General features: G+C 58.7%; 22 protein-coding genes and 3 tRNA genes. 12 read left to right on the forward strand and 13 right to left on the reverse strand.

Going from position 1 to position 26336, the window contains the following annotated elements; translation table 11 throughout:
- Positions 1 to 115 precede the first annotated feature (115 nt).
- A tRNA-Asn gene (locus GM668_RS26135) sits at positions 116 to 191 on the forward strand.
- A 34-nt stretch (positions 192 to 225) separates the two neighbouring features.
- On the opposite strand, the gene GM668_RS26140 is transcribed toward GM668_RS26135, so the two are convergent.
- Positions 226 to 1443 carry a prenyltransferase/squalene oxidase repeat-containing protein gene (locus GM668_RS26140; RefSeq protein ID WP_170305842.1) on the reverse strand — a complete coding sequence of 406 codons (1218 nt, stop codon included), beginning with the start codon at positions 1441 to 1443 and terminating at the stop codon, positions 226 to 228.
- Between the two features lie 450 nt (positions 1444 to 1893).
- On the opposite strand from GM668_RS26140, the gene GM668_RS26145 reads away from it, so the two are divergent.
- From GM668_RS26145 to GM668_RS26160, 4 genes are all read left to right on the forward strand, one after another.
- A complete protein-coding gene (locus GM668_RS26145; protein ID WP_155441915.1) occupies positions 1894 to 3948 on the forward strand; it encodes a S8 family serine peptidase in 2055 nt (684 codons plus the stop codon).
- Between the two features lie 188 nt (positions 3949 to 4136).
- Positions 4137 to 4943, forward strand: a complete 807-nt coding sequence (locus GM668_RS26150; RefSeq protein ID WP_155441916.1) for a hypothetical protein — start codon at positions 4137 to 4139, stop codon at positions 4941 to 4943.
- Positions 4944 to 5019: 76 nt separating this feature from the next.
- On the forward strand, positions 5020 to 6771 hold the full coding sequence (locus tag GM668_RS26155; protein ID WP_170305843.1) for a DEAD/DEAH box helicase: 1752 nt from the start codon (positions 5020 to 5022) through the stop codon (positions 6769 to 6771).
- 3 nt (positions 6772 to 6774) lie between these two features.
- The gene (locus tag GM668_RS26160; protein ID WP_211923457.1) at positions 6775 to 8802 is read left to right on the forward strand and encodes a DEAD/DEAH box helicase; all 2028 of its coding nucleotides are present in this window, start codon (positions 6775 to 6777) and stop codon (positions 8800 to 8802) included.
- A 22-nt stretch (positions 8803 to 8824) separates the two neighbouring features.
- On the opposite strand, the gene GM668_RS26165 is transcribed toward GM668_RS26160, so the two are convergent.
- Positions 8825 to 9727 carry a LysR family transcriptional regulator gene (locus tag GM668_RS26165; RefSeq protein ID WP_155441918.1) on the reverse strand — a complete coding sequence of 301 codons (903 nt, stop codon included), beginning with the start codon at positions 9725 to 9727 and terminating at the stop codon, positions 8825 to 8827.
- 97 nt (positions 9728 to 9824) lie between these two features.
- Here GM668_RS26165 and GM668_RS26170 point away from each other — a divergent pair, with 97 nt between their 5' ends.
- Positions 9825 to 10796 (forward strand): zinc-binding dehydrogenase, encoded by a 972-nt coding sequence (locus tag GM668_RS26170; protein WP_155441919.1) that lies wholly within the window; start codon positions 9825 to 9827, stop codon positions 10794 to 10796.
- 14 nt (positions 10797 to 10810) lie between these two features.
- On the opposite strand, the gene GM668_RS26175 is transcribed toward GM668_RS26170, so the two are convergent.
- From GM668_RS26175 to GM668_RS26185, 3 genes are read right to left on the reverse strand one after another with little or no spacing between them, the layout of a single operon-like run.
- Positions 10811 to 11089: a hypothetical protein gene (locus GM668_RS26175; RefSeq protein ID WP_170305844.1), complete on the reverse strand. Its 279-nt coding sequence runs from the start codon at positions 11087 to 11089 to the stop codon at positions 10811 to 10813.
- Positions 11076 to 11651 carry a hypothetical protein gene (locus GM668_RS26180; protein ID WP_155441921.1) on the reverse strand — a complete coding sequence of 192 codons (576 nt, stop codon included), beginning with the start codon at positions 11649 to 11651 and terminating at the stop codon, positions 11076 to 11078. The genes GM668_RS26175 and GM668_RS26180 overlap by 14 nt, the downstream gene beginning before the upstream one ends.
- Positions 11543 to 12022, reverse strand: coding sequence for a hypothetical protein (locus tag GM668_RS26185; RefSeq protein ID WP_155441922.1), 480 nt, complete (start codon positions 12020 to 12022; stop codon positions 11543 to 11545). The genes GM668_RS26180 and GM668_RS26185 overlap by 109 nt, the downstream gene beginning before the upstream one ends.
- A 357-nt stretch (positions 12023 to 12379) precedes the next feature.
- On the opposite strand from GM668_RS26185, the gene GM668_RS26190 reads away from it, so the two are divergent.
- The 4 genes from GM668_RS26190 to GM668_RS26205 all read left to right on the forward strand — a co-directional run bounded on the left by GM668_RS26190 (position 12380) and on the right by GM668_RS26205 (position 17935).
- Positions 12380 to 14575 (forward strand): TonB-dependent receptor, encoded by a 2196-nt coding sequence (locus tag GM668_RS26190; RefSeq protein WP_155441923.1) that lies wholly within the window; start codon positions 12380 to 12382, stop codon positions 14573 to 14575.
- A 53-nt stretch (positions 14576 to 14628) separates the two neighbouring features.
- Positions 14629 to 14704: transfer RNA gene (locus tag GM668_RS26195), tRNA-Asn, on the forward strand.
- A 277-nt stretch (positions 14705 to 14981) separates the two neighbouring features.
- Complete coding sequence (locus GM668_RS26200) at positions 14982 to 15800, forward strand: hypothetical protein (protein WP_155441924.1); 819 nt, start codon at positions 14982 to 14984, stop codon at positions 15798 to 15800.
- The gene (locus GM668_RS26205; protein ID WP_155441925.1) at positions 15797 to 17935 is read left to right on the forward strand and encodes a DNA methyltransferase; all 2139 of its coding nucleotides are present in this window, start codon (positions 15797 to 15799) and stop codon (positions 17933 to 17935) included. Before GM668_RS26200 ends, GM668_RS26205 begins: the two co-directional genes overlap by 4 nt.
- 86 nt (positions 17936 to 18021) lie before the next feature.
- Here the strand turns inward: GM668_RS26205 and GM668_RS26210 are convergent, their stop codons facing one another.
- The 4 genes from GM668_RS26210 to GM668_RS26225 form a co-directional block, all read right to left on the reverse strand.
- The gene (locus tag GM668_RS26210; RefSeq protein ID WP_155441926.1) at positions 18022 to 18888 is read right to left on the reverse strand and encodes a substrate-binding periplasmic protein; all 867 of its coding nucleotides are present in this window, start codon (positions 18886 to 18888) and stop codon (positions 18022 to 18024) included.
- Positions 18889 to 18964: 76 nt separating this feature from the next.
- Positions 18965 to 20029, reverse strand: a complete 1065-nt coding sequence (locus tag GM668_RS26215; RefSeq protein WP_155441927.1) for a DUF5694 domain-containing protein — start codon at positions 20027 to 20029, stop codon at positions 18965 to 18967.
- 99 nt (positions 20030 to 20128) lie between these two features.
- Positions 20129 to 20716 (reverse strand): YdeI/OmpD-associated family protein, encoded by a 588-nt coding sequence (locus GM668_RS26220; protein WP_155441928.1) that lies wholly within the window; start codon positions 20714 to 20716, stop codon positions 20129 to 20131.
- Between the two features lie 77 nt (positions 20717 to 20793).
- Positions 20794 to 21729, reverse strand: a complete 936-nt coding sequence (locus tag GM668_RS26225) for an alpha/beta fold hydrolase (protein WP_155441929.1) — start codon at positions 21727 to 21729, stop codon at positions 20794 to 20796.
- A gap of 112 nt (positions 21730 to 21841) precedes the next feature.
- On the opposite strand from GM668_RS26225, the gene GM668_RS26230 reads away from it, so the two are divergent.
- Complete coding sequence (locus GM668_RS26230) at positions 21842 to 22741, forward strand: LysR family transcriptional regulator (RefSeq protein ID WP_155441930.1); 900 nt, start codon at positions 21842 to 21844, stop codon at positions 22739 to 22741.
- Here the strand turns inward: GM668_RS26230 and GM668_RS26235 are convergent, their stop codons facing one another.
- Together GM668_RS26235 and GM668_RS26240 are read right to left on the reverse strand one after the other, a co-directional pair.
- Positions 22742 to 23233, reverse strand: coding sequence for a substrate-binding periplasmic protein (locus GM668_RS26235; RefSeq protein WP_155441931.1), 492 nt, complete (start codon positions 23231 to 23233; stop codon positions 22742 to 22744).
- Between the two features lie 36 nt (positions 23234 to 23269).
- On the reverse strand, positions 23270 to 23500 hold the full coding sequence (locus GM668_RS26240) for a hypothetical protein (protein WP_155441932.1): 231 nt from the start codon (positions 23498 to 23500) through the stop codon (positions 23270 to 23272).
- 132 nt (positions 23501 to 23632) lie between these two features.
- Between GM668_RS26240 and GM668_RS26245 the strand changes: the two genes are divergently transcribed.
- Positions 23633 to 23708 (forward strand) — tRNA-Asn (locus GM668_RS26245).
- 153 nt (positions 23709 to 23861) lie between these two features.
- Here the strand turns inward: GM668_RS26245 and GM668_RS26250 are convergent.
- A complete protein-coding gene (locus tag GM668_RS26250; protein WP_155441933.1) occupies positions 23862 to 24845 on the reverse strand; it encodes a toll/interleukin-1 receptor domain-containing protein in 984 nt (327 codons plus the stop codon).
- Positions 24817 to 26313, reverse strand: a complete 1497-nt coding sequence (locus GM668_RS26255) for a vWA domain-containing protein (RefSeq protein ID WP_170305845.1) — start codon at positions 26311 to 26313, stop codon at positions 24817 to 24819. The genes GM668_RS26250 and GM668_RS26255 overlap by 29 nt, the downstream gene beginning before the upstream one ends.
- Positions 26314 to 26336: the final 23 nt, after the last annotated feature.

The following is a 26336-nucleotide window of genomic DNA, read 5'->3' on the forward strand; positions in this document are numbered from 1 at the left end:
CACCGGTGTGCGACGAAACCGGGATTCGCGGGAGCGAAACCGGCGCCGTGCGGAGCGGGATTTTTTTAAGTGGCCTTTGCAAATTGAAAATCAGCCGCTATAATGCGGCCTCTTTTCCCTGATAGCTCAGTCGGTAGAGCGACGGACTGTTAATCCGCAGGTCCCTGGTTCGAGTCCAGGTCGGGGAGCCAGAATTCAAACCACCCGCGCTGGCCGCGGGTGTTTTTATTTCCGGTTGTCACGGCCGGCCTGTTGAGCGCCGGCAGGCAAATGGCGGACAAGGTGGTTGATGGCGATGCCCAGCTCCGCCCGCCACCAGTTTCCCTGTTCCGTGTCCGCATTGCGAACGCTTTCATGTGCCAGCGTCTGTTCGATCCAGCTCAGCGCCCGGATTTTTTGCTGTATCGTGCCGTGCGGGTAGGCTTCGACCGTTGCCATCAGCATCCATGGCATGGTCAATTGCACGAAATGGTCAATTTGCCTGGTTTCGCTTGATTTGATTTCGACATAGGAGTTTTCCCCAAGCGAGGCGGGCACGGGCGACTCCGGGATGTTTTCCAGCCAATCCTGCTCGAGTGAACTGACTTGCCTGGGCATGGCTTCATGCAGGGTATGCATGGCCAAGCCTGAAATACTGCCGGAAATGCTGCTTGCTGTCTGATAAGGATAGGGTTTCCAGCGCGCTTTAGGTTGCCGCACATTTAACAGCCACGCGGCGCCGCGGCTGGCTGCGTCACTGGCGCTCTTCGCCATGGCAGTATCCTTGATGAGTGCAGCGTTCGATTGCTTCAGCAAGCCCAGCGTAGCCCAGGCTGTTGCGTAGACGGATGCATATTGGGGCAGCGTCTTGTCGGGAATCGATGACCAGGAGCCATCTGCATTCTGATGGTTGAGCAGGAATTCGATCTCCACCGGTTCCGCCTCGGTACCGTGGGCGGCAAGGGCGGCCAGAACCCAGCCCGTAATGAAGGTCCAGCCTTTGTTTTCCTTGTCGTCGTTTAGCTCGGCCCAGCAGTTGCACGGGGCAAGCCGCCGTGCGCGGATATAACCGGTTAACTGCGCACCCTGTTGGCTGTTGCGAAGTTCCGCAATGGACAATAGCGTCTGGGACGCGGACCAGCCGGTTAAACCCAAGGTCGGGATCAGATGCGTATCGTTCTGGTTGACGGTATGCAGGCGGTCTTGAATGTCCAGTACAGTGACCTGCATTTCGCTGGTAAGGGGGATGACGTCCGGTGCGGCCATTGCAACCCGGATTACCCTGCCTGAGAACGTCCAGCCTTTGCTCAGGATGTCCGGGTTTTGCTCAAGCATTGCGGCTGCTGCGCCCGCCAACACGATGCTGGCGCGTTTGGCCCAGGATAGCTTGTGGACCCACTCCGCGATCGGGTCCAGTACCGAGTCCAGTAGTCGTTGCCATAATTGCACCAATTTTTCGTTCATGGTCGCCTCCTTTGCGTCCCGTGGTTTCATCGGTTCCGATGGTTAGACCGCTGGCACTGCGCGAAGTTTCATGAACGAGCGAAAAAGAGGCTACTTAGGCTCCATTCTGTTAATTCGAAAATCCCCCAGGTAAGGAAACGGCTGTGGTCGGCGTTCACGTCCTGCACTGCAGCGCGCCGCGCGCAGCGCCCGCTCGCACATGCACGGCTTCATCTCGGCTTTCCGCGCAACCGCCCGGTGCGCCGCGTTGGCGCCAGTCACTAGCAGAACGCTAGGAAAAATTAAAAAATAATTAAGATTGCCTTTTATGTTTGTCAATTTGATATGTTAAAATCATTTCGCTCCAGCAATAGTTTATTTTTCAGTAATGTTTCATCAGCATGGAGCCATTCAAGCCTGGAGGTACAGGCTGAACCTATGTAGTTACTTTTAACCTAACAAAAGTTGCCAATGAAATTGAAATATACAAAGTGTGCTTTAGCCATTGCTTCGTTCGCGGCTGCAATTTCTGCCGCCCATGCACAATCATCGCTGGCGAATCCGTTCGGCGCCACCCCGGCCAATTCGACGGCCGTTTCCGCGATGAACAAGGCGCAAGCCCTGGCGGCATTGCCGGCTGCGGCAAAGGCGCGGGTTACGCAAAAGTTTCTCGATAAATTGCTGGAAAACGAATCAAACGAATTTATCGTGGTGTTCGACGATGAAACACCGCCAACCGTCGCCGCGACGACCGACCTGAACCAGCGGTTGGCCGCCCAGCGCGCGGCCTTTAAGAATACCCGCGCTCGCGTGCGCCAGGCGGTGGCCGGCCATGATGTCGATTTCCGTGACGAACTGACAAACCTGCCGCATGCGCTGGTCCGTACGCGCAACCGCGCCGCCCTGGTCGCACTGCTGAACCAGCCCGGCGTGCAAGGCGTGTACGAGAACGTGACGGTGAAGCCGCACATGAGCATCAGCAATCCGATGATTCATCAGACGAGCGCTCCCGCCAGCCTGCACAAAGGTAACGGCACCACGGTGGCGGTGATCGACACCGGTACCGATTACCGGGTCGCCGACTTCGGCTCCTGCGCGGCGCCCGGCGGCTCTTGCCGCGTTTCCCATGCGGTGAGCGTCGCCGATACCCCCTATACGCTCGATTCGAAGAGTCACGGCACCAACGTGGCAGCCATTGTCGCCAGCGTGGCGCCCGAAACGCGCATCGCCGCCATCGACGCTTTCGATCTGGTCATGGAAGACAATAAGCTGGTAGACAGGACCAGCGCCTATAAGGTCAGCAAAGCAGTCGACTGGATCCTCGCCAACAAGACGGCGCTGAATATTGTTGCCGCCAACATGAGCCTGGGAGGGGGAAAATACACCAGCGCCTGCCCGGCGACGACGCCAGGCACCAGTGAGACCTATTTCGCGATGGCGATTTCGGGGTTGCGTAACGCCAACGTCTTACCGATCGTTTCCGCTGGCAATGATGCGTACACCGACGCGATCAGCATGCCGGCATGTACGCCAGGTGCGATTTCGGTCGGGGCGCTGTACACAGCGAGCTGGAATTCGACAACCAGCAGCGGCTTCAGCTACGGTCCGGAGGGCGCCCCGGTTTGCTTCGATGCGAATGGCACGCCGGCAGCGTACCGCGTGGCGTGTTTCTCCAATTCGAGCAGCGCGTTGACCTTGTACGCGCCTGGCGCCTTCATCACGGCAGGGGGGCTGAAAATGGCCGGCACCTCGCAGGCAGCGCCGCATGTGGCGGGCACCGTGGCCCTGCTGCGCGCTGCGGACGTGGCGCCGAACGAGTCGCTGGACCAGATCCAGGCACGCTTGACGAACTCCTCCCCGACCGGGGCGTCCCTGGGCGTCAAAGATTGGCGCAACAATTTGGTGAAACCACGCCTGGACGTGTTGAGCGCGCTCGCCAATGCGCATTATCAAGTGATGCAAAAAGTGTATATCGCGTACTATGGCCGTCCAGCCGACCCGGGTGGTCTGGCGTTCTGGGCCGTCGCTTTGTTCCGCGGTAACGCCCCGACCACGCTCACTGATTTGGAGGCCGCCTACAGCACGAACGCCGCCGTCAAGGAAGTGGTCGACAGTTTCGCCAATTCCGCCGAGTCGGCCTCGCTGTACGGTGGCAAACCTACCCGTGATTTCGTCACCGCTGTCTACCGCAATGCGTTCAATCGTGAACCGGACATCGCCGGCCGCGACTGGTGGGCAGCACAAATTGACAGCGGCGCCCTGACGCGAGGCAAAGCGGCGCTGTCGATCATGGCGGGGGCGCAAAATTCCGATATCGAAGCGGTCAACCGCAAGACCATTGTGGCGGGCAACTTCACGACCTTGATGGATACCTCGGCCGAGTATAATGCCTTCCTCAAACCCGGCGGCACTGGTCCTGCGCGTGCACGCACCATGCTGTCGTCGGTAGGCGCCACGACCGACACGACTGGATTCTTGCAGACGGTTGCCCAAACCCTGCAAACCATCGTCAGCGAAAACCCATAATCGATTGCAGGGCCGCGCAGGCTGAGTCGGGCCTGCGCGGCTTGGCAAGATCGACAGCGAAAACGCCAGCCTTCACGGGTTGGCGTTTTTTTTGGGTTATCTCACCGGAGCCAGTTATTGATGGTTTGATAATTTCCTGTGGTCAAATGTGAACGCGCCGCTTATCATGGAGGCTTCTTGATCATCACTTGTTCGCCATGTCTCTGATCCGAACCGCCGTTGGCATCCTGCTCCTGTTGGGCAGCATGTCGGCCTGGGCTGAAAACACACCGGTACGCAGCTATGCCGTGCTGTCCCTGGCTGGCGACGCACTTGCGCTGCATGTGCACCGCCACCAGGTCGGCAGCCGAACAGAAAGCGCGCCCAGGGAGGTCAATGCGATCGACGATCCAGTCTTTGATCAGGCGGCTGTCATCGCAGCTCGCGCAGCGTTCCTTCGCCTGCACCCCGGCGCCAAGCTGCAATTGATGACGACCCAGGACAGGGGACTGTACCTGGCTCAAAACAGCATGTTCGAGCGTGCCGAAGCGCATGAGGAAGACCGCGCGTACCTGAAAAAGCTGTTGAAGGAACTGGGCGTAACGCACGCTCTGGTGATCACCAAATTCCGCAGTGTCCCTGAGTTGAAACTGGTGAATACGACGGTAGGAAGCGGGTATCTTGAAGGGCTTGGCTTCTACATCGACGACATGATCGAAACCCGCAACCTCAAGGACCAGACCTCGTCGCGCGGTATGGTCGTGCCATTCGCCTATCTGCGTGTCCGGCTGATCGATGCCGAGACATTAAGTGTGCTGAAGGAGGCCATGTCCAAGCAATCCTTCATTATTACCCGGCCTTCCGCCGACTCTTCGGGCATGGAGACGTTCTTGAACATGCCAAGTGGGGAAAAGACCGGGCATATTCGCCAGGTGCTGGAAGATGCAATCGCCAGCACAGTACAGAACGTCGCGGCGGAACCGCCAATCTCAGTGGAACGGGATCGTAAGAACTAGCGTCGTCTTGCAGTTCAGCAGGGAGGGGCCGTGGCTTGGTCGCTGGGCGAGCCGCGCAACGGGTAAAATGCCCCCCATGTCCACCCAGCTTCCCCTCCTCACGCCAACCGATAAGCTCTTGTCCGGATTGATGGCCCTGATCCAGGATGAGCACGGCGTGGCAGTCCAGCGCCTGCTGGATGTGTGGCAGCGCCCGCTGGAAGAAAAAATCACCAAAGGCTGGACCCAGCGTTTTACCCATCTCGAACGGGGCGAAGAGCCGGGCACGTTGTGGGCCTATCCCGATGCCAGCGAATCGCGCTTCCGCGAAGGGGATTTTTTGTTCCTGCATCAGGGCAACTGGCAAGATGCCCTGTGCCGCCAGCTCACGTTTGAATTCGAAGACGACGAACGGTGGCTGTTGCGGGGCCACCGCGCCGGGGCGGCATTGAACGCTTACCAGGGCGGATTGTGCTATGCCGAAGCCGACTTGAAGGACTTGACGAAGTTTTACAAGATCGCGTTCGATGAGATTGAAGCCGGCTACGTGGGCCGCGAAGTCGTGATGCCGCTGCTGTTGAACCAGTTGCGCATTGAGTTCGACGAGCGCGACATGGCCGATGCCGGCCGCGTTGCACGCGCCGAAGGGTGCAACGACAAGCAGGCCGAAGCCGTCAGCTGGGCGCATGGCGCGCGCCACGTTGCCTGCATCCAGGGCCCGCCCGGCACGGGCAAGACCCGGGTGCTGGCCCTGATTGCGCGGCTAGCCGTGGAGCGCGGCGAGCGCATCCTGATGACGTCCCACACGCATACGGCCATCAACCACGCGCTCAATAAAATCCACGAGCAGGGCGTGCCGGTCGTCAAAGTCGGCGTGCCGACGCAGCGGCGCGGGCTGTCCGCGCAGATCCGCAACGTCGACAGCCTCGATGGCTGGAACGAGCGCCCCACCAATGGCTACGTGGTGGGGGCGACGCCGTTTGCCACCTGCACCGCGCGGCTGCAGAACTATGCGTTCGACACGATTATTTTCGATGAAGCGAGCCAGGTGACGGTTCCGCTGGCGCTGATGGCCATGCGCAAAGGCAAGCGCTTCATTTTCATCGGCGACCAGAAGCAATTGCCGCCCGTGCTGCAATCGCGCTCGGTGCTGGACAAGCACGCGTACTCGGTGTTTGCGCGCCTGACGTCGCCCAAGGCGGAGCACCTGGTCATGCTGGAGGAAACGTACCGCATGAACCGCTGGCTGACCGCATGGCCCAGCAATACGTTTTATGGCGGCGCGCTGCGCGCGGCTGGCGGCAACCGCGAGCGGCGCCTGCAACTGGGGGCCGTGCCGCCGCGTTTTGCACAAGTGCTCGACGGCGCGTATCCGGCCGTGTTTATAGGCACGCCGGACCGCACAGCCCGCATGAAAAACTGGGAAGAAGCCAGGCTGGTGGCCGAAATTTGCGCGGCCGCTGCCGAAGGCGGCCTGGCGCTGTCCGACATCGGCATCGTCACGCCTTACCGCGCACAGGGCAGGGCGATCCGCAATTGCCTGGCGCAGCGCTTCGGCCATGCGGCGGCGCGCCAGGTGGTGGCCGATACAGTGGAACGCATGCAGGGCCAGGAACGTGAAATGATCATCCTGTCTCTGGCGACCGGCGATGAAGTGTTCCTGGGCGCCGTAGCCGAATTCTTTTTCCAGCCGGAGCGGCTGAACGTGTCGGTCACGCGCGCCATGACCAAGCTGATCGTGATCGGCCCCGATGTGCCGGAAGCATCCGGCCATGAAAGTCCCGCATTGCGTACGTGGGTGCACTGGTATCGTGAAATGACCGCGCAATGCCACCGGGTGGACGTATAAGTTATGGCGACGTTCATTCCTGCCCGGGTCGGCGCCCTGGGCGCGCGCAGCATCCACATCAAGCGTGCGCTGGGCCGGCTATCCGACGACTACGTGGTCCGCACGCCGCTGCGTCCTGCTGGCTGGGCGCCTGACTTTTTTATCCAGCACCCGGTGCAAGGCTGGCTGGCGATTGCCGTCAGCGACGCACCGTACGAAGCGCTGGCGGCCGATCAATTATTCGGCGATGGCGAAAGCGACGCATTCGATGTGCTGCTGGCCCGGATGGCGGCGCTGCCGGTGCCGGCCAAGCTCGTGGTGCTGTGGACGTGCAGCGCGGAAGAAGTCCGGCGTGCCGCTGCGCGCTATGAAGCGCAGTGGGGCTTACGGCTGGTGTCGAAGGCCGAATTTCTCGACAACGGTGAAACGCTGTTGCCGCGCCTCGCCGCGCCCATCGCCACCGGCACGGAACAGGCGCTGATGGCGCAGTATTTCGCGGAAGCGGAAATTGCCGCCAGTTGCACCACGCGCCGCCATTTCAACCGCGATAACACGGCCACCTTGCAGCGCTATTTCCTCGACGTGCAACAGGAGAGCGCCGCCAAGCAAGACTTGCTGCTGCCGCAAGGGCAGGCTGCCACCATCCGGGATCATGCGCTGCCGCAGGAGCAGGCCGCCATCAGCCGCGACATCGCCGTGCGCCTGGTGAACGGCGTGGCAGGCAGCGGCAAGACGCTGATTGCGCTGTCGCGCGCCTTGCTGCTGGCGGAACTGCACCCGCAGCAGCGCATCCTCGTGCTGATCCATAATGCGCCCGTGGTAGCCGACGTCAACGCGCAGCTGCGCCGCATACGGGAAGGCAGCGGCTTGCCGGCCAACCTGGAAATCAATACGTTTTCAGCGTGGGTGCACCGGCAATGGCGCAACGTGCACCAGCGCTATCCGCACATGCCGCCCAACAGCCGCATGGTGGAAGAACTGATCCAGCATTTCCGCAGCGGCTATCCGGAGCTGCGGCTGCCCGTGCGCCGGCTCAGGGAAGAACTGGATTTCATCAACGAGTCCCTGATCACCAGCGAAGCGCAGTATTGCCACGCCAGCAGGAGCGGGCGCGGTTTTGCGCTGCGGCCCGCCGAGCGCAACGCCGTATGGGCGCTGCATGGCGCGGTGACGGCGTCGCTGCGCGCACAAGGCATGTCGCTGTGGAGCGCGCTGCCGCTGGACATTAGCCAGTCGGAAGACCGGCATCGGCTGGAAAAATACCATCACGTCTTGATGGATGAAGCGCAGTTTTGCGCGCCGTCGTGGTTCCATATGGTGCGGCTGGCCATGCATCCTGGCAGTTCACTGTTCCTGTGCGCCGATCCGAACCAGGGTTTCATGAAAAGCCGCCTGAGCTGGAAAAGCGTGGGGCTGGATGTGGCGGGGCGGACCCGCAAATTGCGCAAATCCTACCGCACCACGCAAGCGAACCTGGCGTCCGCCAGCATGATCCTGTCGCGCCACACGCAGGGCGACCCGGAAGACTTCCTGGTGCCGGACCTGGACGGCATGGAACCGGGCGTCAAGCCGGCACTCGTCTATACCGACTCGCCGCAAGACGCGGTCGACCGCCTCGTCAATGAATTGGGCGCGTGCGTGCAGGATGGGCGGTTTGCTTTGTCCGACTTGCTGGTGATCTATGGCGACCAGGTCCAGAAAACCCTGCTGTACGGCCGCCTGTGCCAGCGCTTTGGCGCCGGCAGCGTGTGGTGGCTGAACAAGAGCGACCAGCGCAAGGCGCCGCCTGGCGGTGTCCGGCGCAGCCATTTGCGGCTGGCCAACCTTGATACCGCGACGGGACTGGAAGCGGGCGTGGTATTTTTGATCGGCGTGGAAAAACTGCTGGCCGTGGGCCGCTATGCCGGCGTGGACCTCGAGGAAAACGCGCGCAAGCTGTACATGGCCATGACGCGCGCCGGCTTGCGGCTGGTTGTCATTTCGTCGGAGCGGGTGCAGGACAGCATACGGGATGCATTCACCGAATGGACGCCGCCAGCGGCCGGGCAGTGAACCGCCATGCGCCGCATACCAGTCAGCCTGGGGCGATCGGGCTTGCGCGCTGCAGCCGTTGCCACAAGCGCTGCGCCACCGGCCCGTGGCTGGCCTCGCGCAGCCGCATGGCGTGGTGCTGCAGCGTCGCGCCCCGCAAATGTTCGCCAGCCAGCGAAACCAGCCGTCCGGCCGCCAGGTCGGACTGCACCAGGTGTTCCGGCATATGGCCCCAGGCCAAGCCTTGCAATATCACTTCGCGCTTGGTGGCCTGGTCGCCCACGCTGACTTGCTGCGCGCCATCGAGCAAGTGATAGGACGGCGCGGCCCAGTCGGGTGCGCCGTCGCGCAAGATGCATTGGCGCAGGGGCCGCAAGTCCGCCGGCTGCAATAACCTGCCGGATGCTTGAGGCACGAAGCCCGGCGCCGCCACGGGAATCACGCTGACGTCGAACAGGTACAGCGTTTCCAGTTCCGGGCGTGGCTGGTCAAGGTGGTGGATGGCCAAATCGGCTTCTCCGCGCAGCAATTTTGCCCAGGGCGCCGCCAGCACATCGTGGTGGAGCACGGGGCGCGTATGCGGCTCGTCGCGGAAGAACGCGATGAACTGGGACAGCGTGCTGTCCAGCGGGCACAGGTCGCCAATGGTGATGCGCAATTCAGGTTCGGCCCCGCTGCGCAACTGCATCGCGTGGCTGGCCAGCGCCGCGTGCGAACGGACGACTCGTTCGGCTTCCGCGCGGAACGACAAGCCTGCCGCCGTCAGTGTGACGCGGTAGCCGCCGCGGTCCAGCAGCGCCACCCCCACGGTGTCTTCCAGGTTGCGGATGGTGGCGAAAACCGCCGTGTGCGACTTGTTGAGGCGCTGTGCCGCGGCCGCATAGCTGCCTTCCGCCGCCAGGGCAAGAAAGCATTCAAGCTGGTACAGGCTGGGGATGCGTGACATGTTCAGGTTATTGAAACAAGATGGTTCGAATTCGCCAATATCCGTGGCGGCCAGGCCCATTTAAGCTGCGCTTCTCTCAACTCACAAGGAGTACAGCATGCGCGCCATTGTACGGCACCAATTCGGCGGTCCAGAAGTCCTCATCGAGGAAGAGCGGCCCCGGCCCCGGCCTGAACCGGGCCAGGTCTTGATTCAAGTCCAGGCATTCGGCCTCAACCACGCGGAACTCTACATGCGGCGGGGCGAATGGGGCGACGTGGCGCCGGTCAGCGGCATCGAGTGCGCCGGGACAGTGGTGGAAGATCCGGATGGCGTTCTGGCGCCCGGACAAACCGTGCTGGCAGCCATGGGTGGCATGGGGCGCACCATGGCAGGCAGTTATGCGCAATACGTCGTGGTCCGGCGCGCAAACGTAGTGCCGGTGGCATCGGATTTACCGTGGGACCGGCTGGCCATGCTGCCGGAATCCTATGGCGTGGCATGGAGCTGCCTGCAACAGTGCCTGAACGTGCAGCCGGGCCAGCGCTTGCTGGTGCGCGGGGCAAGTTCCGCGCTGGGCCGCGCCGCACTCGACCTGGCCACCATGCTGGGCGTGCGCGCCATCGGGACCACGCGCTCTGCCCGGCACGTGGCCGGACTGCAAGCGCTGGGCGCAGAACGGGTCTTGATTGCAGGCGTGCCGCTGTCCGTGGAAGAGGCGGGGCAGTTTGATGCTGTGCTGGATTTGCTGGGCAACAGTGCTTTGCGCGATTCGCTACGCCTTGCCGCGCCCGGCGGCAGGGTGTGCGTGGCGGGTTTCCTGGCCGGTCTGGCGCCAGTTGAAGCATTCAATCCGCTGGCCGACATGCCGTCCACCGTGCAACTGAGCTTCTTCGGCAGTTTTAATTTTGGCGCGGCAGGACACCCGATGGACGCCATTCCCTACCAGCACATGGCCGACGCCATGGCGGACGGCCGCTTGCGGGGTACGCCCGCCCGGACTTTCCCCTTCAGCGGCATACAGGAAGCGCACGCGCTGATGGAACGCAACCAGGCAAACGGCAAGCTGGTGGTGCGGCTGGACCACTGATCAACAGCCCGCGATCAGCGTGAAAACGGCGTGTTATGGATCATCTGGTCCGGCGCGTCGAACTTGACGGGCTGCCCTTGCAGGTAATTGCGGGCGGCTTCCGCGCCGGCGCTGCGGATCACGTCTTGCATCACGCTGTCATTGGCCACCGTCCATTCACGGAACACGTGGCTGGCCGGCGCGCGGCGCAGCTCTGCCAGCAGCTCGCCACGGCCGATGCCGGCCGCCAGGCGTGCCTCCCATTGCGACGCCCACGCGGCCATGGCGGGATCGTGCCGGTCATGCGCCAGCATGCTGAGCGCCTGGCGCCACTTGCCTGTGTTGCCGGCATACGCGTGCATCAGGGCAGCCATGCGCGTGTATTCGCTGACTTCGCGCCCGTTGCTCCAGGCCAGCTGTGCGGCCGTCATGGTGACTGGGGGTAGCTTGCGCCGTCATCTTGCGCAGCAGCGCTTCGCCGGTGGCGCGGTCGGGACAGGCGGTCAGCGTGGCGGCCATCAGCGCATAGCTGGTGACCGTGTCCGGCAGGCTGGTGTAAGTGATTTGCGCGGCAGGCAGGTCAGGCACGTCCACCTGCAGCACTTTGACGGACGACAGGCGGTAGCGCCACAGCTTTTCGCCGAGCTGGTCCGGCGTGATGCCAAACGCGGTTTCAAACGCCTTCGGCGCAGGTATATCGCGGTTGGCCAGGTTCAGGTAGCGGGCCAGGCGGGCGCGGTTGTCTTCCGACGCCAGCGTGAAGTGCGTCAGCAGCCAGGAGCGGGCCGTGAATTCCAGGCGGTGGCCAGCCGTGCATTGTCCAGCTGGACGATCGGGGCGAATTGCACGCCTGCCGCCTGGACGCCCGGGCTGCAACTGTTAATGACGCCAACTGCATTGGCGGGGAGTTTAGGGGCATGCACTTCCAGTGTGCCGAGCCGGTTATGGTAATACAGTGTCAGTTTGGATTCGTGCTGCTGCTCTTTAAAATACGCCTTGGTATAAACGCGCAGCAGGAAATCCAATCGCTCCATATTGTTCAATAAATCTGTCACGTCTTGCCGCGATGTATTGGAATACACGATGAAATGCTGGCTCTCCGCTTTAAACCAGGCGGAAGGGTTTTTCTGACCCTGTATCGTGATGAGTTCACCGGCCGGCGCCGGGCTGGTTTCCTGTGCACCGGCTGCGTGGGCGCCCAGCAGGGCCATGGCGGCCAGCGCGCAGCCGCCAAGTTGACGTATCAAAGAAAAGGCCATTGCAAATAATAGATAAGTTTTAAATGGGTAGGTATTGCTTTTAAATAATTGCATAATTTCAGATATGCGCCAACTCGTTGGCGGAATAAATTCGCGAATGAAAATACTATTTTCTTTTCCTTATTATGTTTTTTATTAATGCAAGATTTTTATTGATCAAATCGTGCCGTGCGACAGTGCTTGCTGATGGATCGTGTTGAAATATATAATTCGTACACTTCCCAGCCCGGGAATAGCGAAAGGTGAAGGCCGCGACTGACGCGGCCTTTTGTTTTCCGGGCCAACTATAACTACAGCGGAAGAGGGAGACGCCTTGTCAACTGACACACCCACATAAGGAATGTGATGACCAAGATGTCCAACATGCAGAACTTGTCGCTGCTGGCGCTGTCCGCGCTGGCCCCATCGATCGCTGTGGCGCAGGAGGCGCAGCCGGCCAAAGCCGGCCAGCTGGAGACTGTGACCGTAACGGCGCAGCGCCGTACGGAAAACATCCGTGACGTGCCGGTTTCCGTCTCGGCGATCAAGGATGAAAAACTCGATGTATTGATTTCCGGCGGCCAGGATATCCGTGTCCTGGCGGGCAAAGTGCCCAGCCTGAACGTGGAATCGTCGACCGGCCGCGTATTCCCCCGCTTTTATATCCGCGGCTATGGCAATGCCGACTTTTCCACATTCGCATCGCAGCCGGTATCGTTGATCTATGACGACGTGGTGCAGGAAAACCCGATTTTGAAGGGTTTCCCGATGTTCGACCTGGCTGGCGTGGAAGTGCTGCGCGGCCCGCAGGGCACGCTGTTTGGCCGCAATACGCCGGCCGGCGTCGTGAAGTTCGAATCCGCGAAGCCGTCGCTGAAGGGCGTCGAGGGTTACTACAACCTTTCGTATGCGACGCACGCCACGGCCAATGTGGAAGCGGCTGTCAACGTGCCGCTGTCGTCCGAATGGGCGCTGCGCGCATCGACCTTGCGCGCGCACCGCGACGATTACGTATCGAACGTGTACCAGAACCAGCCGGACTCGATGGAAGGCTACAACGAGCACGCCGAGCGCGTGCAGTTGCTGTACAAGCCGAATGGTGATTTCAATGCGCTGTTCAACGTGCACCAGCGTTCCGGCGCCGGCAGCTCGCGCCTGTTCCGCGCCAACATCATCAAGAAGGGTACCAATGATTTCGCGGACGGCTTCGACGCGGAAAAGATTTATACCAATGGCCTGAATTACCAGAACCTGACCACGCGCGGCGCCAACGCCCGCCTGTCGTGGGACTTGGGCGCCGTCAAACTGTATTCGATCACCGGCTATGAAACCGTGGCGCGCTACGTGAGCCGCGGCGACATCGATGGCGGCAACCCGGTCAGCGGTCCGGGCACCGTGCCGTTCCAGGTTGAGACGGCGGGCAGCATTCCCGACTTGAAGCAGTATTCGCAGGAATTCCGCGTTGAATCGAAAGCGTCCGGCCCGTTGAACTGGCAGGCCGGCGTGTATTACTTCGATGAAGACGCCACTGGCAGTACCGATAACTTCAACGTGGCCGGCGCCCGCACCACGCGCGTGACCAGCAACCAGAAAAACAAGGCGTGGGCCGCTTTCGGTTCGGCCAACTACGCGGTCAGCGACGTGTTCACCGTGCGCGGCGGCGTGCGCTACACGAAGGATGAAAAAGACTTCGCCACGCTGGAAACCATCAACACCAAGCTGACTGGCCCGCAAGCCGTCAGCACCAGCAAGGACAAGGTCAACTGGGATTTGAGCGGCACCTATGCGCTGAACAAGGACGTCAGCGTGTATGCCCGTGTGGCGACCGGCTTCCGCGCGCCGAGTATCGCGGCGGCGTCGGCCTCCGTGCCGATCACCGTGGCCGATGCGGAAACGCTGGTGTCGTATGAAGCGGGCATCAAGGCGGACTTGCTGAACCGCCGCGCACGCGCCGCGCTGTCGGTGTACGACTATGACGTGAAGAACCAGCAGTTGACGGTAGTGGGCGGCAATTCCAACGTCACCAAGCTGATCAACGCGGCCAAGACCCGCGGCCGCGGCGTGGAAGGCGAGATCGAAGGCTTCGTCACCAACGACTTCAAGGTATCGCTGTCCGGCTCGTACAACTTCACGGAAATCCGCGATCCTTCGCTGTCCGTCAACAAGTGCGCGCAGTGCACGGTGCTGGACCCGATCAACGCGGCAGGCCGCGTGGTCATCGACGGCAATGCATTGCCGCAGGCGCCGAAGTGGATCATCAACGCCAGCGCGCGCTACAACGTGCCGCTGGCCGATGGCAACCTGTTCGTGCTGACCGACTGGTCGTACCGCAGCAAGGTGAACTTCTTCCTGTATGAAGCCGTGGAATTCACGGGCAAGCCGCTGACCGAAGGCGGCCTGCGCGTGGGCTACAACTGGGCAGGCGGCAAGTATGAAGTGGCCGCGTTTGGCCGCAACATCACCAACACCCAGCGCATCACGGGCGCCATCGACTTCAACAACCTGACCGGCTTCATCAACGAGCCGCGCCAGTGGGGCGTGCAGTTCAAGGGCAGTTTCTAACTTTTGCCCGGGCTGGACAGGCCGCAGTTAGTTGTCTATAATGCGGCCTCTTTTCCCTGATAGCTCAGTCGGTAGAGCGACGGACTGTTAATCCGCAGGTCCCTGGTTCGAGTCCAGGTCGGGGAGCCAGAATACAAGCGGCCCCGCGAGCAATCGCGGGGCCGTTTTCGTTTGCATATTTCCCCAATATTACCCAGTTGGGTAATATTCCAGATTCTGCGCTCCTAGCTGACTATTCGATCTTGGCTTGTCGCTGAGGGTACGCGTGCAAGGGCTGAAACCTGAATACAGAATCTCAGGATTTGGATGTTTGTCGTTTTGCAATAGTGAAGCGCTTTGCTGAACTCTAGATGAATCTCCATATACTGCTGCGAAATCGAAAAAATACTAATTGCTAGGTAGGTCAATGAACAAAACAACTTGTTTCGATGTTTTCGAAAAATGTGTCGCCGCAGTTCAAGCTGGTGAGCTAATTGAGAGCGCGAGTTCCAAAGACAAGGAGTTCCACTTCCAAAACTGGTTTCAATCTCGCCTGCAGGATCTGGCGGTCCATTTCGAGGGCTCCGGCCGCAACACTTATCCTGACTTCTCGCTGGTCGAATTCACCGAAGGTTACGAAATCAAGGGGCTTGCTTGGCCGGGCAGAGAGCGGGACTACGACTCCAATAGCCAAGTCCCGACCGGCTACCATAACGGTCGGCAGATCTTCTATGTTTTTGGACGATACCCTGCAGACCAGAACACCCATATCGACATCGGTAACGGAAAGCGCCAATACCCGGTCGTAGACCTGGTCATTTGTCATGGCGACTTCTTGAATGCGGACCATCATTACGTCCACAAGAACAAAAGCATTAAGGGGTTCGGAACGTACGGCGACATCATGATTCGCGATAGGAAGATGTACGTAGCGCCTACTCCGTTCGCGTTGACGGAAGGCACGACCGGACTAATGACTCTTATCCTGCCGGAAGGCATGGAATACGATGCCGACAAGTTCCAAATAGTCGGCAATCTGCGTCGTGTGGAGGCGGACACGTTGGTTGTCGGCTACAACTTTGACTTGCGGACTAACTCGCTGACCGCAGATCGCATTCCTAATCCGAAGGCTGGCACTGAGCATAAATTCGTAGCCTACCGCCTTCTCAGCCAATCGTCCAAAGCCGTCTCGATGACCGGTGCTGTTCAGCCTATTGATGACAACGTTGGAATTGAAGACGAATGAACGCGATAGTTGAGCATGCCAAGGTCCAGGCATTGGCAGGAGATACAGAACTTGAGCGTGATTTCCCAATGGTGGAAATCAGCCGGGTCGCTGAGCAGGAAAGTTGGCGGAAGGAGATCAACCGTCCGATCTACCACATCCATAAATGGTGGGCCACTCGCCTCGGATCGGTATTTCGAGGAATATCCCTCGCCGCACTGAGCAAGCCGGGGACCGAGACATGGAAGCAGTTCTATCAGCGCCAGAATTTTGCAGGGAAAGTAGTTCTCGACCCATTCATGGGAAGCGGGACCACGTTGGGCGAGGCAGCGAAACTCGGAGCAAATGTGGTGGGGTGCGACGTGAATCCAGTCAGCACCTTCCTCGTTCGTCAGGCGTTCACTCGTGTAGATGAGGCTCAACTGCGTGCTACCTTTGCTAAGCTTGAGCAGGAGGTGGCTCTGCAAATTCGGCGTTATTACCAAACACGGGACCCGCAAACGGGGGAACTGATTCCGGTTTTGTACTTCTTTTGGGTCAAGACCGTAACAACTCCTGGCGGCGAGACAATTCCGCTCCTATCCCGTTATGTATTCTCGCAAGACGCGTATCCGAAGAAGAAGCCGAAGGCGCAAATCATCTGCCCGGGCTGCTGGCAGGTAGTGGAGGGCCGCTATGATGCAACAGATGTGACTTGCCCTCACTGCTCAATCCAGTTCAACCCGCAAGAAGGGCCCGCATCTGGGCAGTACGTTACGTCGAACGCAGGTGAGCGCTTCCGCATTAAGGACCTCCTGCCTTCTGATGGTTCGCCACCTGCGCACAAGCTGTACGCAATGCTGGCATTACGCCCCGACGGCGAAAAGATCTACCTACCGGCCCGTGAGGAGGATCTTTCGCTATTCGCTGAAGCTGAGAGCCGATTGCCACAGGAAACTCTGCCGCTTCCAACTCTTGCTGTGCGGCCTGGCCACAATACTGACCAGGCGCGGGGTTACAACTACAGCAACTGGCGAGATTTCTTTAATTCGAGGCAGTTGCTCTGCCTCGGCATGCTTTTGGAAGCAATCCTCCGCATTGAAGACATACGAATTCAGGAACAATTCTTATGCCTGTTCTCCGGCACCTTGGAGTTCAACAATCTATTTTGCAGCTTCAAGGGAGAGGGGACCGGCGCAGTGAGGCATATGTTTTCCAACCATATCCTGAAGCCTGAACGCGCGCCTTTGGAAAACTCAATTTGGGGCACGAACAAGAGCAGCGGCACTTTCAGTACGCTGTTTGAATCGCGGCTGATACGGGCCAAGCGCTATCTCGACGAACCGTTTGACCTCGAATTCGAAGAAGACCTGCTAGGTGAGCGTGGCAAGACTGCGAAAAAAGTCGTAAGCGATCCATTGCGTGCGAGGCTCGTCAACGAATGGTCCGAGCTGTCGACGGGGGAGCAAGGGATGCTGGTGCTCAACGGGGACAGCTCAAGGCTCCCCGTTCCGGACGCGTCCGTCGATGCCGTCGTTACTGATCCCCCCTATTTTGACTTTGTGCATTACAGTGAACTGAGCGATTTCTTTTTTGCCTGGCTCGCTCCTGTGCTCAAGGGGCGTTATCCATGGTTCAACCGGAGCGATTCCTCGGACAAGGGGGAAGTGCAGCATAAAGATCCACGAGTATTCTCCAAGCAGCTTGCGTCGGTCTTGTCAGAGTGCTGTCGTGTGTTGAAACCTGAGGGTGTGCTTGCGTTCAGCTTCCATCACTCCCGGCCTGAGGGATGGGCCGCGATCCACGAGGCTATCGACGCCGCAGGATTTTCAGTGGTCGCAGCGCATCCCGTCCACGCGGAACTGCGGGCGGCGAGCCCAAAGACGGCGGCCAAGGAACCTATCAGCTTGGATGCAATTCTGGTTTGCAAGAAGAAGGGCCCTCTGGCCAAGCCTTCTCTGGATGACTCAGAGATAGCTCTGCGAACAGCCTCACTTGCAGCAAGGCTTGAAGGCGCGGAAATGAAGATATCGGCAGGAGACAGATTCGTAATCGCAGCCTCACAGGTGCTGGTTGCCGCCACTGATGAGAAGTCTGGTTATGAGGAAATCGTGGCGAGGATAGACTCGATGCGAGAAAGGCTTGCTAGCTCTGCAACTATTACCACAACGGATTAATTTGAGGTGGATAGACATACCCTGATGTTAGCATTTGGGGAGTTTGGGCATTGCGGAACGTTGAGCGGCAATGCCGAATCCGTCGCCTACCGAGCCGGTGCCGGCGCAAACAGGAAGTACTCCGGATGCGCCCGTATCATTTCCGCCGTCTGCGGCGACAGCAGCGGATTCGGCAAATGAAATACTTGCCGGTGTTTGAGGTTGGTGGACAGCAGCTGCTTGCTCCAGCGCTTGTCGAACAGCGCATTGAACGATCCATCGTCCATCATTTTTAACAGCCCCTTTTCGATGCGCTCCGCCAGCCCTTTCTTTTGGGGCGAGACAAAGAAGAACACGGGCGCCGGATACGACAGCGCGATATTCTTCTCGATGACGAAGTCCGGGTCGGGATGCTTGGCCAGTTCATCGTCGATTTCATTGGCGCCCAGCGCAATGCCGTCAAAGCGCTTCACCTTCAGCATCTGGTACAGCGTGTCGTAAGACGCCGACGTCATGACATTGAAGCCGGCGGCCTTGATGATGGCGGTGTCGGGCCAGTCGTGGCCCTGGCCGATGGTGACATTGTTTTTCAAGTCGCCCAGCGTTTTTACGGCAGCGAGCTTGTCCACGCTGTCCTTGCGGATGATCAGCAGGCGTGTGCCCAAGACACCTTTGAGCAGCGGGATCCGCACTGTCAGCACCCCCTGTTCGCGGGCGGCGGACGTCATGCTCCAGAACACATCGAGTTCCTGGCCGCGGCGCAGCTGGGCGAAAGCGCGGTCTTGCGTCATGCGCGTGTCCACCATCTGCCATTGGTCCGGCTCATTGCCCGGCGCCTTGGCCAGCGCGGTTTCCAGCAATTCCATGATATAGCCGGCCCACGGCTCGCGCTCGCTGAACTTCGGCACGCGCAATGGTTCCGCTTGCACGGCGGCGCAGGTGATAGACAGGATCAGGGCTGAGATTAGTCGCATGGATGGGCTCCCAGCCCAGTCTAATGTATTTTGCGGGCCGTGGGCAGGGAGCAGGGGGCGCAGCGTTTGATTCGCGCTACTTCAGTACGGCCTGTACATCGACGATATCGACGCCGTGGCCCAATGCCAGCACCCGCTCCAGCCAAGGCTTGTGCATCGCGCCCACAATGACCAGTACGCGTGCGCCGGGACGTTCACGAAACGACGCCATAATATTCGATGCCATCCGCAAGTTGCGGGTTTCCCAGCCAGCGACATACATGCGCCCATACTGTTGTGGCGACTTGTCCTTTAGCGCCGCGCCAAAGTCGGCGGCGCTGAAAACTTGCTGCACATCGTAGCGATTGATATAGCGGTACAGCGGGACGAAGTCCGATCCCGCGCTTAACTCATCTTCGCGCTGCCGCAAAGGTTGAGTAAGGCCAGCGGCGCCTTCCCACGCCTGCCCGACTGTTTTCCAAAATGCCTGATCATCTGGCACGTCGACGTCGTCGCCAGTATGGTCGTCCATGGGAACCACGCGCGCCAACCCAAGGCGGGCGGCCAGCGGAGCCCCCAGCAGGTAGTTTTCGTTTTGTTTGACTGCCAGTGCCTTCAGCATGGCCACGAGGGATGCGGGGAGTTCCGGTGATTCATGCCGCTCGCTTTCCGGCAATTGCAGCCATTGCGCCAGCGCCGATGCCCGCTCATTGGCTGCCAGGAATATGGCCGCCATGCGGCGGCGCTGGCTGGCAGCGGGTTGCGCCGGCCAGTTTTTCAGCAGCGTGTTCATTTCCGCGATGGCGGAGGGGACATCCAGACCGGTTGCCTGGTACGCGGCCTTCGTATCGCTGCAGAAGGTCGTGACAGAATCGGCGTAAATAGACGGATGGCGCAGCCCCAGGTCGCATCCTTCGCCGGAAATGGCTTCAATCGCGATGATGTCCGGCTTAAATGCGGCCAGCTTGTCCAGCAGCGGCGCCAATGCTTCGCGTTTGAAATCCTTGGGCAGCCCTGACAGATGCATCGTGCCCAATACGAGCACCTGGCTGCGCTGGCCGGGCATGTCCTTGGTCAAGGACGCGAAATCGACTTGCGCCAGCGCCTGAGTGGATAGCAATGTAGCGACTAACAGCGAGTGTTTTAGCCAGTGTTTTTGCATGCACACCTCCTTGTGTTGGGATGCCCATTCTAGGAAGTGTTGCGCCATTCCACATGGCCTATGTGATAGAACGCAGGATTATGCGGCTGGATGGCAGATTCAGTCGTCCAGCCCTTTGCCTTCCATGATTTTAGGGATGCATTTCTCCACCCGCGACTCGCGCGTCTTGGCTTGCTTGGCGCTGGAAAAATGCAGCAGGTAGCCGCGCTGGCGGCCCGGTGTCAGCGCTTCAAAGGCGGCTTTCAGTTCGGGCAATTCATCAAGCTGGATCTGGAATTCCAGCGGCATGTTGAATTCGTCGGTTTTCTTGAATGCCACTTCTGCGCCGGATTTTTCCACGGCGATCGCGTCTTCCACATAGACCTTCAGCACGTGCTGCATTTCCTCGACTTGCGCTGCGCTGGTAAAGCGGATCTGGCGCGACGATTGCACGTTCGCTGTCTGCTGCACAAGGATGGCGTTGAAGTCCTTCATCAGCACGCCCTTGAAGAACAGCAGCGCGCAGTATTCCTTGAAACCGTGGATCAGCACCACGTTGTGGCCACCCTCCGTATAGCAAGGCACGCCCCACTTCAATTCCTCCGTCAGCCCGCAACCCAGCAGGATGGACCGCAGCTTGGCATAGGCATCCTTCCACGGCGTATCTTTATCAAAAAACCAGTCGACCTTCGGATTCTTTTTCGTCATTGCGCACCTTTTCGATGGGAGGGACAGCATGACCCGATGTTAGCATTTTGCGCACCCCGGGTCATGTACGCTCACATTCAGTGCACGAGGCGGTGTTTATCCGCGAACGCCAGGATGCTGCGGGCAATCACATCGTTATCTTCTTCCAGCGCGAAGTGTCCCGTATCGAGCAGTTTCAGTTCCGCGTTCGGCAAATCTTTGAGGAAGGCGCGCGCACCGGCTTCCGTGAACAGCGGATCGTTTTTACCCCACACCACCAATGCAGGCGGCTGCGCAGTGCGGAAATACTGCTGCCATGCGCCGTATTGCGCGACATTGCTGTGATAATCCACCAGCAAGCCTTTTTGCACGGCTTTGGCCGATGGCTTGCGCAGCACGGCGCTGTCCAGCGTCCACGTGGCGGCGTCCAGACGTTCCGGCTGGCGCGTGCCATGGCGGTACATGAATTGCACGCCGTCCGGGCTCAGGATCTGTTCCAGCACCGCGTCGGTTTGCGGGTTGATGCCTACTTTCAGTGTCCGGATATTGTCCGCAATTTGCTCCGACAAGCCTTCGTCATACGCGTTGGCGTTCTGGATCACCAGCGCACTGACCCGCTCGGGATGGCGTGCCGCGATGCGGAAGCCCACTGGACCGCCGAAATCCTGCACGTACAGCGTGTAGCGCTGCACGCCTTTTTTAGCAAGGAAGTGTTCCATCACGACGCTCAGCTGTTCGAAAGTCGGCGTGTAGCCTTGCGGCGCCACGCTGTCGCCGCTGCCTGGATAGTCCGGCGCAATCACGTGGAAGCGCTGCGCCAATTGTGGGATCAGGTTGCGGTACATATACGACGACGATGGGAAGCCGTGCAGCAGGACGATGGCGGGCTGCGACGGGTCGCCGGCTTCGCGGTAGGCGATGGGCATGCCGTCGACGTCGATCGTGTTCTGGCGGACGGCGTTGGCTGCCTGGGCCGGTTGGGCCAGCAGGGCGGCGGCAGTGGCAATGGCGGCGGCGATGTGAGCGGGTTTCATGGCATTCTCCTGGAAGGATTTCGTTTAGTGCTGCGATGGATTCAGAATACGCCTTGGCATTGTGTTTGATAAGATAGCTAATTAATAAAATACTGTGCGCTCAAAACTTACAATGGAACCGCTGGCCAATTTCAACCTGAACCGTTTGCTGGTGTTCGTCACAGTGGTCGATGCGGGATCGCTGACGGCGGCTGCCGTACGGCTGGGATTAACGAAAACCGTGGTCAGTGCGCATATCCGCAAGCTGGAGCAGGAGACGGGCGCATCGCTGCTGTTGCGCACCACGCGCAGCCTCAGTTTGACGGATGCGGGGGAAGCGTTTTATGAGGCCAGCAGGCGCATCGTGCATGACGCGGCGGATGCTGTCGCCGAGGCTGGGCAGGCGGCCATGGCGCCGCGCGGTTTGCTGCGGGTGACGGCGCCTATCGATTACTGTGGCCCCGTGGTTGCGGTGGCGGCGCAGTTGCGGCAGCGCTATCCGGAACTGGACATTGAATTGCTGTCTGGCGATGGCCTCGCCGACCTGGTGAAAGAGGGCATCGACGTGGCTGTGCGCATTGGCCGCTTGCGCGATTCGGCCTTGCAGGCGGCGCGGCTGGCGGAATTTGAAGAGTGGGTCGTGGCGCCGCCGCAGCTATTCAAGGCGATGCCGGAAAGCCCTGCATCGCTGGAGGGGGCGCCGTTTGTCGGCTTGTCGGTCTTGCCGAAACCGTGGAGCTGGACCTTTACGCGCGGCGGCGAACAGCACGCAGTCAAGCTGCGGCAGGGTTTTGCGTGCAATAGCGCGCTGGCCGTGCTGGGCGCCGTGCTGCATGGCGCAGGCTTTTGCATTTTGCCGCACCATGTGGTCGAAGCCCATGTGCGGGCCGGGCTGCTGGTGCGGCTGCTGCCGGAATGGACGTTGCCGGGCGGCGGCGTGCATGCAGTCTTTCCCGCCACGCGCTACCGGCCCAAGAAGACGCGCGTGTTTGTCGATGCGCTGCGCGAACAGCTGGCGCACGGCGTCCGCTAGCTATGGCGTGGCGCTTTCCGGCGCATAGCGCGCATAGCGTGCCAGGATGCGGTCGACCGTGCCGTCGGCGCGCATCTCGGCCAAACTCTGGTTCAGTTTGCGAATGACGTCGTCCGGTGTATTGCGGTGGCAGCCAACATATAAATCCGAATGGCCGAAGGTCAGCACGGGTGCGACTTTTCCTGTCAGGCCAGCGAGGGCTGTGGTGGTCGCGCCGCGCTGGCGCGATACGGCCCAGTAGTCAAAGCGTCCTGCCACCAGCTTGGCGGGATTGAGGCCATCGGTGGCCGTCTGGTCCACCTTGAATTTGCTGGCCACCAGCCATTGCGTAATGACGTCGAGCGCGGCGCCGCCAATCAGCGTGCCGCGCACGTCTTCCAGCGACGCGGGCGGCGCACGCTTGTCGTCCACCCGCGCGTACAAGGTCCACTCGATTTGCGCAATGGGGCCGATCCAGCGGAATTTTTCTTCGCGGTCGTGCGAACGGGCCATGGAAAACGCGCAGTGGCCAGGCACGTCGAGCGCAGACTAGTAGGCGCGCGGCCACGGTGTGATGCGTATCGTGTAGGGGAGCGCGGCGCGGCGAAACATTTCTTCCACCTGTTCCGTCGACTGGCCAATGATGCGGGTATCGGCCAGCATATTGTGCGGCGGGTCGTTTGGGGCTTGCAGTACGAGCGGCGATTTCAGCGGCGGCTGTGCCTGTGTCGGCAGCAGTGCGCACAGCAGGGACAGCAACAGGAACAAGTAGCGCCGCATGTTCAATCCTTGCCGGAAGCGGAATGCCTTCTGGCGATTATAGTCTTCACGCTCTACAATAAAAGAGTACGCAAGAAACTTGCAATTCCTACTGGACAGGCGGCAAACCGTCGCCTATAATGTGGCCTCTTTTCCCTGATAGCTCAGTCGGTAGAGCGACGGACTGTTAATCCGCAGGTCCCTGGTTCGAGTCCAGGTCGGGGAGCCAGAATTTAGCGAAGCCCAGCCATCACCGGTTGGGCTTTTTGCATTTGACGGCTTTTTTGTGTTCAACTGCGGCATTGGATACTTTTGATCTAGCCGGCCCGGCTGGATCAATTTTGAAACGAAATTTTCCAATGGCTGACAGCGACAGCCGTCATCAGTTCTGAAGAAACGTAATAAATTTGTTGAAGTCAGTCTGGTCTGTGAAGGACGCTCGCAATTTATCTGACAATAACAATGGGATAGCGCTGCTATCTTTACATCCATCCAAACTGAGCGGGATAACTCTCCGGCTCGTATCTCCGCTGAACTCCCGATGCAAAATGGCACCATATTCGGCACGACACCATCCGGAACGGGCAAATTTTTCACTAAGACAGACGACAATATATTTGCTTTTTCTTAAGCCGTCCTCAATTTTCGCGACGATAGGATCTCCATATTCGATATTTTCATGATCGACCCAATATGAAATATTGTTTCGTTTGAATGATTCAATAACTTTCAGTACAGTCTCCTTGTCGGCGCTGGAGTGGGACAGAAAAACGGAGTAAGGATAGATAGCGGGGTCGTCGGCACCTTTTTCATCCCTCTCGGGCAAAATTGGAGCGACTGATATTTTTTCTATCTGTATCTTCCGTGCTACGGTAGTTGTGTTGTAGAAGCGAATGAGACCGCAATTGCCTGGAAATGGAACTTCGGCAACGGTGTACGAAAGCGTATGGTGTTCTGGTCCAGCGGCGATTTCACCAATAATGTCACCTGAAAAGAACTGTAGGGATATGTGGAATTGATGGTCGGGAATCGAAATAGTTTTTTTTAGCTTGGCAGACAAAACGATTCTACCCTCCTTAAATGCGGCCAAGTGAACGTGATACTGGCCGGCTGCGATGTCGCTGGTGACGACATAAAATGCAACAAATGTGCGAATTTCGTTCGCTCGGCAAATTAACCCGGCTCCGGCGACCGAGCGGTTTGAGGTAATATGTATCATTGCGGACACGCGGCCGTTTAAAAATGATTCCGTGCCAGTTTCGATGGCATAGGAGGTTCGATATGGCCCCTCACTCGCACCGAGCCCGATCAATGTTTGTCCGGTAACTGACCACGACTTAGTTGGCAAGCTTTTCCAGTTGCTCATGTATTCTCCCGTGGATTCCGGTTAGTTCTTCATGGTAATCCGGTATTTCTTCCATTGCATGCGCTATGACGTCCAATGCACTTATCAGAAGGCCGTGAACGGATTGCTCATCCATGATGCTATGATAATCATTGCAATAGTATCGGCTGGTTCTTTGATAGTGATATTTGGAAGAGATGTTGAAGAGAGACGTTGTCAAGTGCTGCTTTCCTAACGCATTCAATAGCTTAATTAATTCGTCCACACAGACCAAGGACTCGCTTTCTTGTATTTCGCTCCGTAGATTGGTAAGTTCAAAGTCCATCCACTCTTCCGCCTTGCTTTTTTCCGCTTCCGCCATGGATTCCCAGCTCATGCTGGTGCTGCCAGCCAGTTTCTCTTCCAGATTCTTCATGAAATCATTGTGTGTCTTCAGCATCTCCAATCGTGTGGTGATGTGGGACGAATCTTTTTCTTGATTGATCTGTTCTCCCGAGGTGGACGCGAAGTATTTTGCTTTGGCGATCGCAACCCGGGGATCTTCTGCGCTGTTCACGTATTCTTCGAGACTGCCGAGTTTCAGGATGGTGAACGCTTCCTGTATCAGGTCCGTGTTGTCATACAAAGAAACTTTGATGGTTACGTCGGGAGAAGTAATTTTTTCAGGATTTATCCGCAGCTGTAGGGCGAAGCAAAATTGATCGTTGGCTTTAATGGGACGGGTTCGATAGCGATTTGCTGTTTTTTGAAGATTGTTCAGTTCACGTTGTAAGCTCACCCCTTCCGGCAATGTTACTTCTACTCTTGGCCGCTCCAGGCGTACTGATAGTGCGCCGCTGAACTCTTCCTTGATAATATCTTCTATTTTTGTTTCCTCAATAAACCAGAATCGTCCACCAGATTCGTTAGCCAATGTCGACAGGATTTCCTCCTCGAAATCCGAGCCGATTCCTATGGTTGACGTGGTGATGCCCATTTCATTTCTGGCCCGAGCAGACTCACTGCCCAGTATGCTGGACTTGGTTTCCCCGACCGTTGCCTGGCCATCTGATAGCAGAACAAGGCGATTGATATGTTTATCCGTTGCATAAGTTTGAAGCTCTAAAATCCCTAGATACCATCCTTTTGACAAGTTGGTTGATCCACCGGACTCCAATGACATAATTCTTTCTTTAATGAGGTTGGGAGGTGTTTGCGGATTGGTAACAGTGACGACCTCGTCATCGAATGCCAATACTGTAAACCTGTCATTGCTATTCAGGTTTTCGTAAATGGCGACGCAACCATTCTTCGCTTGGTTCAGCTTGTCACCTGTCATGCTGCCACTTCTGTCAAGAACGATGCAAAGATTAATGGCATGGTGCTTGGATTCTGCGCCAATTACAGTTTTCGTTGCAATGTCGATAGCTATATCGATGTCGGAAACATGGTCATTGCGGAAAATTGGCCGCTCAGGAATAACTTCCAGTGTCAAATTGTCAGCTAACATAGCTATCTCCAGTGGACTGTTGT

Source organism: Pseudoduganella ginsengisoli, from assembly GCF_009720865.1.
Taxonomy (GTDB): Bacteria; Pseudomonadota; Gammaproteobacteria; order Burkholderiales; family Burkholderiaceae_D; genus Rugamonas; species Rugamonas ginsengisoli.